The following is a 14,176-nucleotide window of genomic DNA, read 5'->3' as shown; positions in this document are numbered from 1 at the left end:
CGCATAATATATAGCAAGTCCGCATCCATTTTCGGACTTAATATGATAGAGAGGGGGAAAAGCAATGATCAACTGGAAAGTGCGTCTTAAGAATCCGACGTTTATATTCACGGTACTCCTTCCTGGGCTTTTATTATTGGCGCAGATGGTTGCCGCGTTCATAAACAATTTCATTACCCCTATAGGCTTTACAATTACTGATGATGCATTGAACGGGGCTTTAGGCATCATTAACTTCATAGCGCTTACATTCTTTGGGGTCGGCGGTGTGGTCGATCATACCACTAAAGGTCTAAGCGATAGTGAGAATGCACGACAATACGAGGAGCCTAAGTAATGGGCACTATTCTTTCATCTATTGAAGAGTAGAATATACCAGATAACACCGTAACTTGCTACACAACGGCGTTATCTGGTTATTTGTTTTTTTGCAAAAATGATGATCGCACCAATTAAAAATGATTTTGGTCTGAAAACCGAAATGAAGCATACATTTAAAATTGTGGTTCATTTTCAGTTTAGGGAGGAAAAAGGATGAGTTATAGTTTACCAGTTTCAAAATGGCTTGCAGCCATAGTTTTGATCGGAGCATTATTGACGGCATTCATATTCAGTCCGGCTAATGCTTCAGCCTCTATCAATTATGGCGATGAAGTTGCCGCTTTGGCAAAGAAGCAGGTGGGAAGCAAATATAAATATGGGGGGACGACCCCTAAAGGGTTTGATGCTAGCGGTCTAACCCAGTATGTATATAAAAATGCCGCCACAGAAATGAAGATTCCAAGAACGAGTGCGGACCAGTATAAAACGGGAAAGGCCGTTAAGCAAAAAGATTTAAAAGCGGGCGATTTGGTCTTCTATGCGACAGGTAAGAAAGGGCAGGTCTCTTTTGTAGGAATCTATTATGGAAATGGTACATTTATCGGTACCACCACCAAAGGGGTCAAGGTGGTCAAAATGAGTGATAAGTATTGGAAAGAAAAATATATAGGGGCAAAACGTGTCATTAAGTAACATCTGATATTCATATGAAAAAAGTCCAGCAATAAAAAGAGCATCGAAAAACCGATGCTCTTTTTGCTAGTCATTTCCGGGTTCATTCATTTAATGATGATATCCGTTAAAACAACATTCCCATTACGAACCTTTACGACGGCGACTGAAGGATTGGCCAATGCTTCCTTCTCCATTTCCTTTGCCTTTTCTTCGGATGCGAAATAATTGTCCAGACCGTATCTGATTTGAATGGTTTCAGCATTTTGCAGGTCATATGGGATTTCCAATTCCCCTTTTAGGTAAACGCCTTTGCCGGGTTTTTCTTTCGTTACGTAATCGACAACGTATAGTCCATCCTTATTTTGTTTTAAACGTACATATACCTTTTTAAAATCACCCATATTTCTTGTATGGAATTCGGTTTTAATCGAGTCATCGACTTGTGATGGCTTAACGGATTCAATTTCGTATTTCAAAGCCACATAGCTTCCCCTAAACAAATCAGTCGGGTCGACCGGGGCTGTTTTGATCTTGATTACATCTCCTGTCATTGTTGTCCAGACCGGAGGAATCGCCAAGACTAACAGAATCAAGACTGGAATGGAAAATACGATAAGTGGCCGGAATAACGGATTATTCATTGAGCTTCCCTCCTTTTTTTCGTTGATTTTCAAAGAAGAAGCCAAAACCGATAAGCATGATTCCACCGATGATGAATGTAAGCGATTTTGGCAGGAAGTCAAAGGAGTAGATGTAATATCTGAAAATCAGTGCACATATTATCACGATACTTGTCAAACTGCCTTTTAGAATGAGGTAAAGCAGGAAAACGAAATAAGCTAAAGGGAACCAGATTGAAAAATCAAAGGTAAGGAAGAGTGCGGTTATACCATGTAAGATATGCCCTTGTATGTGGGTGATGTCTTGTAATTTGGCTCTTACCGGAATATAGGCAAGTACGATTCCCAGTACAAACAAAATGGAAAGGACAATCGTATTCGAATTTTCAAACTCCAGCTTAGGCACGAATTCCATAAGAAATAAGGCAATTGTATTGATGGCTAAAGCGTTAATGAAAAAGGTCAGATATTTAGGGTAATCGAATTTCTTTAACATAATGTATAAAGCTGGTAGAAATACAAGAATGGCAAGCGGATAAGACGTTTCATCAACGAATATACTTCCGTTAATATAAATGAAAAGCAGGAAAGATGTAAAAAGGAGAACGAAGACATCCTTCAAATAATATCCAATGAATACCGTACCGATCGCCCATAATAAAAAGGAACTATTGAAATTGATGCTGATATTAAACATCTGCTCGATTAAAAAAATCCCTGCACCAAAGATCAGAATACCTGCATAATGCAGACTTCGTGACGTTTTGGGAAAGCGTACCTGCACCTTCACGCCAGCAAAGTTCACTCCGCTGAGGCATGCAATGATAAGCAGGAATTTAACCGCTTTACTTAAATAGATCCAGTTACTGGCTACGAAGGTCAATACGCCCAAACCTAAAAGAAGTGCGCCAATGGATAATAGAATAGTGATGAAGCTCAAATTACCTTTTACGTCATAGGAATCTAACATCCTCACTTTCTCTTGCTGGGAGATGACTCCTTCCTTTTCAAGGTAATTAAATTCATGTTCAAGAAACTCGAATTGCTTTTTTGTTATTTCTTTGTTGGCCAAAGTAACTCCTCCTTCCACATTTTACTATTATACATCGTATTCTCTTGCAGCTTTGAATATAATGTTAATTTTCTTCTACCCTTATTGGAATGCATGTAAGACCAAAAAAATATTTATAGTACCTTGCAATGAACAGTACCATGTGGTAAATTATTTACATATGATGTATTGTTCGGTGTTCAGTACTGTTTATTGAACTATACTAAAGAACTCTTGGAAGGAGTGTTGGTGCTATGAATGTGCAATTTAAGAAAGGTGTCCTGGAACTATGTGTCCTGGTCTTATTGGATAAGCAGGATCGCTATGGGTATGAACTTGTACAGAAGATATCGGATCAAATTGAAATATCGGAAGGATCGGTATATCCACTTTTACGACGATTGACGAAGGAAGAGTATTTTACGACATATTTACAAGAATCAACAGAAGGGCCTCCGCGCAAGTATTATACATTAACCGACAAAGGCCGGAGATACCTTCAAGAGTTGTTGACGGAATGGAATGAATTTTCCAATGGGGTCAATCAATTAATTAAGGAAGGTGTGAACCAATGAATAAAGAACAATTTTTAAAACAATTGAATGCTTCTTTAACCAGACTTTCCTTAGAGGAACGGGAAGATATCCTTCAAGATTACGAAGAGTACTTCGAAATTGGAAAGGAAGAAGGAAAGTCAGAGCAGGAAATCTCCAAATCGCTTGGGAATCCTAAACAGATTTCCAAGGAACTGATGGCATCCTATCGTCTTGGTCAGGTCGAACAAACGACTTCTGCAGGTAATGTAATGCGGGCAGTTTGGGCAGTCATTGGTTTGGGATTCTTTAATTTAGTGATCGTTTTGGGGCCATTTATAGCATTGATCGGAGTTGTCATTGCAGGATGGGCTTCGGCGATAGCGTTCATTCTAGCTCCGTTTGGCGTTCTTTTTAACCTTGCGATAGGTAACTTTCAATTATTCGATCTTTTCTTCGCATTGGGACTATGTGGGATTGGCATTTTCATTGCCATGGGAATGTTTGTCGCTACTAGTGCTTTAACTAAAGGGTTCGTTCGCTATTTAAAATTTAACGCTTCTCTTGTGAAAGGCGGTTTGAAAAATGATTAATGTAAAAAAATTATCGATCTTTGCACTTGTATTGTTATTGATCGGAGTAATAGGAAGTCTGTTTACGTTTTCCCAAGTGACGAATAAGGAAACGACTACAGAGGAAAAAACGATATCGGAAATCGTAACGGACATTCAGATCGACACTGACAATGCAGCTGTAGAGATCGTTCCAACGAAGGATAAGGAGACCAGGATAGAGTTGGTTTCAAAAGGGATGGATGTTTCCAAGTTGGATTTCACTGCAGATGTGGAAGGGAAGAAGCTTTCGGTACAATTAAAAGATCGACGTACCTTTAGCTTTGGTTTTCATATTCAATCCTTACATTTAAAGGTGTATGTGCCTGATGAATCTTATAAATCCTTTGTCGCCGAATCCGATAATGGAAAATTGCAAATATCAGGATTGAAAAGCGAAAATCTAAAAGTGAAATCTCAAAATGGCCGGGTAGAATTAAATGATATAATAACCGAAAAAGTTGAAGTGAAATCTGCTAATGGAAAAGTAGAGCTTAATAATGTGGAGGGAAAACTGGTTGGGTCATCGAATAACGGTAAAATCACATTGGTCACGAAAGACTTGGATAGGGAGATCGACTTCGAAAGTAATAATGGTAAAATCATGATCAAAACGGAGAAGGAACCGACAAATACAACTTTCGATGTTCATGTTGACAATGGGAGAGTGGATATCCTTGGTAAGTATGAGGGAGATACTGTCATTGGCAAAGGTGAAAATCTAGTGAAATTGGAAACTAATAATGGGAAAATCGAGATAACGAAATAGTCGTGAAGCATGAAAAAGCCGATCCAATTGGAATCGGTTTTTTTCAATTATGCGGCCATTGCTAGAAGCTGTCCCCTTTACTTAAGGAGAAAAGGAAAAACATATAAAGTTTTTCCTTTTAGATGTTTTGGAATTATAATAAATAAAGGATAATTATGTTAAAAGTAATGTGTGTAAGTCCGCCATCAAATCTAAAGATTTTAATGAAAATGACTTCAAAAGTATGGGGGCTGTGGAATGAAATTCAATAAATTGTCATTGGATATATTTAAACGTACGATCTTCACTCGCAAGAAAAGGGAAAAGGACTATCAGAAGAAAGGATTCGAAGTGCAAAAAAAGGTTTTTAATATAGTGGAAAGTTCTCAGGATATTATCTACTGCTACGAAACAAACCCAAGTTCCGAGTTTAGGTACCTAAGTCCATCCATCAATACACTTTTAGGTCAAGGCGTCTTGGAAGAAGCATACAATGACCCTTCCTCCCCTTTCGGAAGGATTCATCCTGATGACTTTGAAATCCTGAATGAAAAGATATATGGTGGGATTGATTATACTAAGCCGGTCATTCAACGCTGGAGAAATATCGAGGGGGATTTTTTGTGGTTCGAGGAATATGCTACACCTATATATGAAAAAGAGCAATTGGTAGCCGTTCAAGGAATCATTCGCAATATCGATGAAAGAGTGAGATTCATACAGGATATTGAGTATCAAATGTCCCATGACCCATTAACGAATATCCATAATCGACAGTTTTTTGATCATATATTTGCCAAATCCAATCTGGATTTTGATACTCCGGTTGCCATGATTCTGTGTGATTTAGATGAGCTGAAATATATGAATGATACGTATGGCCATAAGAAAGGGGATGAATTGATTAAAGAAGCGGCCAATCTATTGAAACGGATTTTCTCGGACATCGCTGTTTTAGCGAGAGTGGGAGGAGATGAGTTTGCCATTCTGCTGATTGATAGAAGCAAGAGAGAAGTTGAATCTCTTTGTGAATTATTAAAGGAAGAAACCCTTTTGCAAAACTCCCTAAAAAAAGGCCCTCACATCAGTATGTCATTCGGGCATGCTTACCGTTCGCATTCAAAAGGAAATATGGATAGTTTATTCATGGAAGCGGATCAAAAAATGTTTCAAGATAAACGGCGAAGAAAAGAACAGAAACTCATTAGGGCGGGTAGATGAAAGATATAGGGGGAGCCCAGTGTCATACTGGGCTTTTATTTATATATATATATTTAGGTACACGAAATAAATCATTCGCTTATTTTAACCAATTTTAGTAAACTGGCAATGACTATTATAATTAGAAGGTGAAGGGATATGAGGGAAACCTTAGTGGATGAACGGGTAAGAGGGACTGATAAAATCTGGACACGTGATTTCATCATGATCTGTTTGGCAAATATGTGCATCTTCATGGGTTTTCAAATGACGATGCCGACCCTCCCGCTGTTTGTAGAACAGCTTGGCGGTGACGATCGTCTGGTGGGGGCTGTCCTTGGAATCTTCACTTTTTCGGCCTTGCTCGTTCGGCCAATTGCCGGCAGATTATTGGAGACGAAGGGAAGGCGCATGGTTTTTCTTGCCGGTTTAGCCATTTTTGCATTGTCAGTGGGTTCCTTCGGTTTTATGGGGAGCATCGGCTTGTTATTCATGATGCGGATTGTACAGGGCGTCGGCTGGGGATTTTCTTCAACGGCTTCAGGAACGATTGCTTCCGATATAATCCCTGCGAAACGGCGTGGTGAGGGGATGGGGTATTACGGATTATCGGGTAACTTAGCATTGGCATTCGGGCCATCATTGGGTCTTTTTCTAGTTACGGTCCTTCCGTTTCAAGAGTTGTTTTTGATCTGTTCATTATTAGGATTGTTTGCCATCGTTACAGCATCACTTATTCGGTATCAAAAAGTGGAAAGTGATCCTTCCGCGGCTGTCAGAGCAAAAAGGTTTGATATATATGAAAAGAGTGCCCTTCAGCCATCATTGCTCATTTTCTTCATTTCCGTTACATTCGGTGGAATTGCAACCTTCCTTCCCCTGTATACAGCGGAAAAAGGAGTAGATGGAATTCAGTGGTACTTTTTAGTATATGCAATGGCCCTCATGGTCACGAGATTATTCGCGGGTCGATTATATGACCGAAGGGGACATCGAGCCATATTCGTGCCTTCAACAGTACTCATCATGGCTGGGATGCTCCTGCTTGCATGGATGCCGAGTGAAGCGGTCCTTTACATTGCGGCAGTGCTTTATGGATTTGGATTCGGTTCTGTCCAGCCTGCGCTGCAGGCATGGTCGATTGAAAAGACGGCACCTAATCGGAAGGCGATGGCGAATGCCACATACTTTTCATTTTTCGATCTTGGAGTGGGCATAGGAGCCATCGTGTTCGGGCAGATAGGCTTCCTCTTCGGCTATAGGAGCATCTATATCACGGCAGCCGCCTCGATTTTCATTTCAATGATCGTTTATTTATGCATTATCAGGAGCGAGGATAAAGTAAAATCAATATAGTGACGTTGGATGGCTTCTATGGAAGTCATTCTTTTTTTTGAGTCAGCAGGAACACCCTTGGTGCATTATCCTAAATATTTTAAAAATGGAAAAAGTTTGTTATTATCGAAAAGAGAATATACATAAGATGATAGAAGGTCTATTTGAAGGAAGGGGAAGCTTGGAATGAATGATTCTTCAAACGAAGAAATGACATTAGAAAGAAGGAAGCGTATTTTCCAAGAAGAGCTGGATGTTTTATGGGAAAGGCGGCTCATCCCTAAATCAGAATATATCCGGATTAGCAGGGCATACAATCGGCATTTCCAATTAGCCCTCCATAAACAAAAGCGCTTAGAGCAAGAAAAGAAGAAATCCACCCATGGAACTGAAACGATAATCGGCGAAAGTGCCGATAAGAGGGTTCAGGATAGCCTGATTGAAGAATCTTCATTGCAATTACGGGAATCCAGTGGATTGAACGAATCGAAAATGAAAGATGAGAAGGCCGGGTATGCTCCTATTGAATCCGTTTTCGAGGAAAGCCTTGAACCTGTCAAGGAAATCACTGATAGGAAACCGGTTATTCAACAGCAGGCCATCAAACGGGAGAAACCGGTAAAACCGGCAAAGCCGAAGAAAACACCTGAGCAAATCAGGGAACGGAATATTTCTGTCATCCTGCTCACTGGGGTCATATTGCTTCTGTTTGGCGGGTTGATTTTAGCAACCACTTCATGGGGGGATCTGAATGCGGTCCTGAAAGTTCTCTTCATTGGAATGATATCCGTCATTTTTGCAGGGATGGCCTTCATCGCTTCGAAGCTGAAAATTAAACAGACCTCTTTTGCATTCCTGACGCTAGCGGGTTTATTCATTCCGATTACGATTTTATCAGCTTCATATTATCGGATTTTTGGAGAGTACCTTTCACTTAATGGTGGGGGGCGGGGGCTTCTGGGATTTCTTGGGGGATTACTCTGCTTAGCCATTTATTGTAAGATTGCTGACTACTTCAAGTCGAAAATATTCATTTTCATTTCAATATTCACGTTTGGCATTACCTGCTATTTCGGATTGGCTTTTGTGACGCCGACTATCGAGTGGATGTTTTTGACGATTGGCGTTCTTAATTTAATAATATTATGGAATATTGAGCAGTTGAAAAATCAAAAAGCATTAACGTTATTTAAACCATTCATTTTTCAATTTATCCAGTTTAAAATTATCGTGGAGACCTTTGTAATCCTGACGTTATTTTCAAGCAACTTTTTGTATTCGCTAACGTTAATGGTCTTTTCTGTTTTGTTTTTAATTTTTTCGGTCAAATTCCAAAAAAAATATTATGAAATGGCTTTTAGCGCCGTTTTCACGTATGGATATATCCATCTTGTTTATAACTCGTTTTTAAGTGAGTACATGATCACTGCATTTGCACTTGTACCAATCATTTTTACTATGCTATCGAAATATCTGGCTAAATCCAAAATGACTAAGCTTTCCAAAAACTTCATGTTCACCAGTTTGATTGGGAGCGGGATCGTTTTCTTATATAGTAACGCGATGGTGTACGAGGAGAACTATGCGCAAATATTCGTCGCGCTCATGTTAGTTTCCGCTCAGCTTACCTATTTTTCCCTTCATTCGAGAAATTCAAGCCTCACGTACCCGGCTGTTGTTATTTTCGACTTAGCGTTACTATATCTTTTCTTTGCATTGCCAGTCTCTTTTTCTACCATCTTAAATCTGATTTTTGTTATTCAGGTCATTCAATATCTTGGAGTATATTTATATAATCGTCACCCAAGGTACAGCCTGTTTAAGAAGAGTATCTTACTTATCTCCCCAATGATCATGTTAGTGATACTGACCATTAAATTCAGCGAAATGGATTGGCTTGCAGTTAGTGCGGCGCTCGCCATGATCTCTGGGCTTTTCTTCATCACATATATAAAAGACGAATCAAAGCATATGAAGGAAAATGCCTTATACGGATTTCCAATCACTTTCGTACTGGCTTTGGTTGCTTTCTATCCATATTTGTTGGAGAGTTTAGAATGGGTTCGGTCAAATATCCCGCTCAGCGTCTATTTAATGGGTGTTTCACTGATTTCCATCGGTGCAGCTTACACATTTAAAAAGGGATACCATAAATTCTTTCCTGTTTTTGCATATAGCGGACAGATTCTTTCCTTCCTTTCCTTGATATCGATTCCATTCGATTCACTGAATCCTTTGGAGGCAAGCGGAGTGATTGCCGTAGCTACTGCAATAAACGGCTGGTCCGTCCATATCCATAGGAAGCAAATATTCTGGGTGCCTGTCGTGATTACAAGTGCCAGCTTATATGCTTCACTCTACGATGTTTTTGATTTTGCTTCAATGGTGTTGAGAATTGCGTTCGTGTTGCTCGGCCCCATTATCTTTTTCCTATTAGGAGAATGGCTTGGGAAATATTCGAAAAATGGGAAACTGTGTTTCTTTTACGCAAGTCACCTTGCCAATTTACTGGCGATTCCTGTTGGATATTTGCTCATTATTCATACGGAAAGCTCACCGTTACTATATGTTGCACAACTGTTGATTTATATTTTGAGTGCTTTAAGGGCGCACGTAAAATGGGAAAAATATGCTTTTACGTACCTAGGGTTTTCAGTCCTTTTCCTGCAGGTCCATTTATTTGTCGTAAACATGGAGCAAATGGTATTCATTACATCAATATGCTTGATGATTACAGCAGGACTCATAACCATTCTGTGGGCGTTATCCAATAAGAATTGGAAAGGCATCATGGAGTATTACCTTATTCCATTCATTCATTTAGGGATAAGCATATCCATTTTGGAAACGGCAATCCGGGACTTCCCGCTTAACCGGGAGCTGGTCTGGGTAGGGGTGATGACTGTACAGCTCTTGTTTGCCTGGTATCTCCTCATGCTAAGGAATTGGCGAAACTATGTTGTGGTTCCTCTAGGCCTGGCGTACATCTTCTATAATATGTATGTAAATACATTACCTCTGGTTATGGCGATTATCGTATTGCTTGTATGTATGGCTGTGATGGTCATGGCTAGCAGACGCCTTTTCAAAGGATTGCTCAACCAAGACGGAACGAAGAGAGTCATTGATTATTATCGGATTTTTGGCTTGTTATATCTGTGTACTTTGAATCTGGAAGTGTTTATGAGCGATACAGATTCTGCAATTTTGGGGATTTTTGTTTCCCTGCTGTTGCCTAGCTACTTCATCCTGATGGGAAGATTCACGATCTATAAGAAAGAAAAAATCATTTACTCGGGAATAGCGGCAATCATCGGCCTTTTCCCATTCATCAATATCATAGATTATGCCCATACACTCCCAATCGTCACGAGTTTGGCTATTCTTTTTGGCTGTATGGCAGGAATGTTGTTGTTAAGCAGGCTGTATTCCAGCGGATTACTCAAGAAAAACGGATCAGGCATCATCAGCTTTGATCCTTTCAGGATTTATGGTTTATTCTTTTTGATCGATATGAATGCAGAGGTTTTTAATGATGCTAAGCATCAGTTACTCCAAGTCTTTGTATCGCTGCTGTTAACCGCTTATTTCATTTTCCTGAGAAGCTTGACAGCGGAAAAGCAAGAAAGGAAAATCTATTCCAATATTGCTGCACTAGTCAGTCTGTATCCCTTCCTGATCATTGTCGGCTATGCCGACAGCTTATCGGTTGTAATGGGATTGATGTTCCTTTTCGGCTGTATGTCAGGGATGCTGCTTTTAAGCCGGCGTTATTTCGATGGTTTAATCAAAAAGGAAGAAACAGGCATTACCATCGATGCATACAGGATATATGGCTTGCTGTTTTTACTGGCCATGAATCGGGGATTTCCAGTAACTGAAACATTGACCCCGTTACTCGAAGTTTTTGTATCGCTCTTGATCACGGTTTACTTCATCTTGATTGGAAGTTTCACAAAGGATGTAAAAGAAAAGGGCATCTACGTTTGGCTGACCGGAGTTCTCAGTTTGTATCCGTATTGGATCATCATCATGTACGCGGACACATTACAGCCTTTCGTTGGAACGGCAGTCCTTTTTGGGTGTACGGCCATAATGGTACTGCTAAGCAGGAAATACTTTAAAGGCTTGCTTGATAAAGGCAGGGAAGGACTTCAATTGGATTTTTACAGAGTCTATGGTCTGCTGTTTCTTCTTGCCATGAACATGGATGTTTTGACGGGGGGACCGGCACATTTCATTTTGGAAATCTTCGCGGCACTTCTGATTCCGGCCTATTTCATTTTGATGAGAAGCACGACGACAGACATGTTGGAAAGGAAATACCAGTTGGCGGCAGCGATTTTGTTCAGTCTATATCCGTATTGGGTCATTGTCGATCAGCTCACGATCCCTCCTGTACTTGAGGAGGAGGTGAATATTCTGCCGCTGTTCATTGTCAGCACCACTCTGCTGAGGAAAATCCTTGTTAAAGGCAAAATCACACAATATATCGAAAGTGGTATTGTTTTCCTTTTGTTTTTGGCCTTGATCATTGATGCAATGGCAGGAAACACCTTATATGATGCCCTCATTATCGGCACGGTGTCATTGGCAGCAATGCTCTTTGGATTCATGATGAAATACAAATCCTATTTCATCGCTGGAACTGGGACGATTTTATTCAATGTCTATATGAATACCAATTCGATGTGGGGTGAGATGCCATGGTGGCTGTATTTAATCATTGGCGGAGGGCTGCTTATCGGAATTGCATCTTTCTTTGAATGGAAAAAACAAAAAGACAACCGGACTTCCAAGGAGGTTCTTGAGAAAAATAAACAGAGGATCAAGAATTGGTTCAATCGGTGGAATTAATGAATAAGGAAAATGGAATGCGTCAATTGACTTGAAAATTTCCGATGAAGGCGATGCTTACCTTTAACTTGGAGAAAATAGCTCAATTGCACATGTTTAATAATGGACTAAGAGAGTGGGCTTGCAGAGCCCCAATCCCTTAACCTTGGACGATAATTCAAAGTGGTTCGGAATTTATTAATTCCGAACCACTTTTGTCTGTAAACCGAAAGCACTTAAAAGCTCTCTTTCTCTGCTTCTATTTTTTTTATTTCCTCTTCCCAATCATGAATTTCTATTTCCCACTGATCTATATTAGTTTGCAAAACATTAATTAAAAATGGTGAAAGGGCATTTCTATATTTTTTTAATTCTTGAATTAATTTCACTCGATCTTCAGTTAAACCTTGTACTAATTTTTTCTTGTTTTCCAAATTTGCATAGACAAAAACTGGTCTGAATTTTCGGATCTCATTATCATGCATATCAGTTGTAACTCCTTTTATATTGAGTAAAAACTAAGCTTCATCAATCCAGTTCATCTAATGGTATAAAAAAACGCTTGGATTTCTCCAAGCGAAAGGCTCAAGACGAACAAGAGCTGCATGAAGAACAGCTGGAAGAGGAATCAGAACTGCTGTCATGGGAACTGTTATGACCACCATGATCGGCATGGCCGGATCCGGAGGAAACTGTGTTCGGTTCATTCCCGAAAATATCTTTAAATTCGCCGTCAAAATCATCTGTGCTTGCATAAGTGAAATAGGCAGGAGCTGCGTAGTCAGTCTGATCGTACGTTTTCCGCCAATTCAATTCTGTCATGGGGCGATTTTCTTTAAATTGGGAAGTGAAGGATTCAAAGGTCCGTTCCGCTTGTATACTTGTCGGTTTCCGCATATATTTCTCTTTTAACTGCTCCAGCTCCAGCGTTTCAAAATCTCGGAGAAGCGTTAGCCCTTTATCATGTTTGAAAAATTTGCCCCATTTTTGAATGGAATGGGAGTCCACCGTAAATAGCTGTACATAGTAAAAGTCAAAAAGAGTCCGCTCTTCGGGTTTGAAAACAGGTTCTGAATGAGGATGGTGCAAAATGGTCCTACCGATGAAAGCCTGGCAAAACTCATCATATTCCTGTCTATAGTTCAGCATGATATGCCATAACTCATCGATGACTGAATTAAACATCTCAACTTTTCCAAACACAGCAGTCATGATCAAGTAGCGTTTCAATTCACGCCAAGCCTGATTGACCTTTAACTGCGAGTCCCGTGGATGCTTCAGGCGGAATTCAGTATTGACCTTTTCCATATAATTGAAATCTAGTGCTTTATTAAGCTTTTCTATCAATGCTTCTGAAACGATTTCCGTTGCATGCAGATCTAAAGTTTCACCATGGTATTTACGGAATTCATTTTGATAGCGTTCTAATTTAGCCGGTTCACTTAGCCCTTTAACGAACTTGACCAGGAAAACAGCAAAAATTGCTGCAAGAATGACATAAAAGAAGGTCATTTTTGTCCACTCCTCAATCTATGAATATATTGCTTTAACATTATCTTACATGTTCTTGGAAGGGATTGTAAGTTTTTTCATCTAAAATGTTCCATTGGTGGAAATTGATTAAGCTGGTGAGGTTGCATGACAATACCCTGAATCGGGTATCATCCTTTCCTTGGCATGTACGAGGTTTTCAGTTGAAAATCAAGCGCTTCAAATAATGCCTCATATCTAGTATAGTTAGAGAGGAAAAGGGGTGAAGGCATGTACTTGACAGTAAAAGAGACTGCGGAATATCTATCGATGCCGGAATCTTATATAGAAAGTTTGATCGTTCAAAATAAAATTCGCACCGTTCATGATGGTGAGCAGCATTTGATTTTTAAAGATCAGTTTAATATGCATCTTGAACAGATGGAGAAATATAAGAAGGATTTAGCGGATTATTATAACGAACCTATCCCCGAAGATATCGATGTGAAGGATGAAGATTAGCATCTGCCGATTTGGCAGATGTTGAGTTTGTAGACAAAAGGGGTTCTATCTAAAGTTAAGTTGATTGGAATGGAAGGTGCGAGACTCCTGCGGGAAAAGCGCGTCTAGGGGAGACCCCACAGGCGCAAGCCGAGGAGGCTCCCGGACCGCCCGCGGAAAGCGAGTGCCTGGAGTGGAAATCAACGTCCAAAATCTAAAAACCAATAAAAAACCGTAGACATACTCGATTTTCATTGAGTTTGTCTACGGTCTGG

General features: G+C 39.9%; 13 protein-coding genes. 9 read left to right on the top strand and 4 right to left on the bottom strand.

Annotated elements, in window-relative coordinates:
* Positions 1-64: 64 nt before the first annotated feature.
* Together ABOA58_RS23815 and ABOA58_RS23810 are read left to right on the top strand one after the other, a co-directional pair.
* Positions 65-337 carry a phage holin gene (locus ABOA58_RS23815; protein ID WP_350300286.1) on the top strand — a complete coding sequence of 91 codons (273 nt, stop codon included), beginning with the start codon at positions 65-67 and terminating at the stop codon, positions 335-337.
* A gap of 197 nt (positions 338-534) precedes the next feature.
* A complete protein-coding gene (locus tag ABOA58_RS23810; RefSeq protein ID WP_350300285.1) occupies positions 535-1,014 on the top strand; it encodes a C40 family peptidase in 480 nt (159 codons plus the stop codon).
* Between the two features lie 86 nt (positions 1,015-1,100).
* Here the strand turns inward: ABOA58_RS23810 and ABOA58_RS23805 are convergent, their stop codons facing one another.
* Positions 1,101-1,637, bottom strand: a complete 537-nt coding sequence (locus tag ABOA58_RS23805; protein WP_350300284.1) for a GDYXXLXY domain-containing protein — start codon at positions 1,635-1,637, stop codon at positions 1,101-1,103.
* Positions 1,630-2,688, bottom strand: a complete 1,059-nt coding sequence (locus tag ABOA58_RS23800) for a DUF2157 domain-containing protein (protein WP_350300283.1) — start codon at positions 2,686-2,688, stop codon at positions 1,630-1,632. The genes ABOA58_RS23805 and ABOA58_RS23800 overlap by 8 nt, the downstream gene beginning before the upstream one ends.
* Positions 2,689-2,921: 233 nt before the next feature.
* Here ABOA58_RS23800 and ABOA58_RS23795 point away from each other — a divergent pair, with 233 nt between their 5' ends.
* From ABOA58_RS23795 to ABOA58_RS23770, 6 genes are all read left to right on the top strand, one after another.
* Entirely contained in the window at positions 2,922-3,242 is a 321-nt protein-coding gene (locus ABOA58_RS23795; protein ID WP_101225495.1) for a PadR family transcriptional regulator, read from the top strand.
* Positions 3,239-3,793, top strand: coding sequence for an HAAS signaling domain-containing protein (locus tag ABOA58_RS23790; protein WP_350300282.1), 555 nt, complete (start codon positions 3,239-3,241; stop codon positions 3,791-3,793). Before ABOA58_RS23795 ends, ABOA58_RS23790 begins: the two co-directional genes overlap by 4 nt.
* Positions 3,786-4,580 (top strand): DUF4097 family beta strand repeat-containing protein, encoded by a 795-nt coding sequence (locus tag ABOA58_RS23785; protein WP_350300281.1) that lies wholly within the window; start codon positions 3,786-3,788, stop codon positions 4,578-4,580. Before ABOA58_RS23790 ends, ABOA58_RS23785 begins: the two co-directional genes overlap by 8 nt.
* 237 nt (positions 4,581-4,817) lie before the next feature.
* The gene (locus tag ABOA58_RS23780; RefSeq protein WP_350300280.1) at positions 4,818-5,780 is read left to right on the top strand and encodes a sensor domain-containing diguanylate cyclase; all 963 of its coding nucleotides are present in this window, start codon (positions 4,818-4,820) and stop codon (positions 5,778-5,780) included.
* A 138-nt stretch (positions 5,781-5,918) separates the two neighbouring features.
* Entirely contained in the window at positions 5,919-7,115 is a 1,197-nt protein-coding gene (locus ABOA58_RS23775) for an MFS transporter (protein WP_350300279.1), read from the top strand.
* Between the two features lie 165 nt (positions 7,116-7,280).
* A complete protein-coding gene (locus ABOA58_RS23770; protein WP_350300278.1) occupies positions 7,281-11,951 on the top strand; it encodes a hypothetical protein in 4,671 nt (1,556 codons plus the stop codon).
* Positions 11,952-12,166: 215 nt separating this feature from the next.
* Here ABOA58_RS23770 and ABOA58_RS23765 read toward each other — a convergent pair whose 3' ends face one another.
* Positions 12,167-12,415 (bottom strand): hypothetical protein, encoded by a 249-nt coding sequence (locus ABOA58_RS23765; protein WP_101225939.1) that lies wholly within the window; start codon positions 12,413-12,415, stop codon positions 12,167-12,169.
* A gap of 100 nt (positions 12,416-12,515) precedes the next feature.
* The gene (locus ABOA58_RS23760; protein ID WP_350300277.1) at positions 12,516-13,442 is read right to left on the bottom strand and encodes a hypothetical protein; all 927 of its coding nucleotides are present in this window, start codon (positions 13,440-13,442) and stop codon (positions 12,516-12,518) included.
* A 249-nt stretch (positions 13,443-13,691) separates the two neighbouring features.
* On the opposite strand from ABOA58_RS23760, the gene ABOA58_RS23755 reads away from it, so the two are divergent.
* Positions 13,692-13,922, top strand: a complete 231-nt coding sequence (locus tag ABOA58_RS23755) for an excisionase family DNA-binding protein (RefSeq protein WP_048687214.1) — start codon at positions 13,692-13,694, stop codon at positions 13,920-13,922.
* Positions 13,923-14,176 lie beyond the last annotated feature (254 nt).

It is taken from the genome of Peribacillus frigoritolerans (assembly GCF_040250305.1).
GTDB lineage: Bacteria > Bacillota > Bacilli > Bacillales > DSM-1321 > Peribacillus.
The sequence above is the reverse complement of the archived record's forward strand: the minus strand, read 5'-3'. Positions and strand labels throughout refer to the sequence as shown.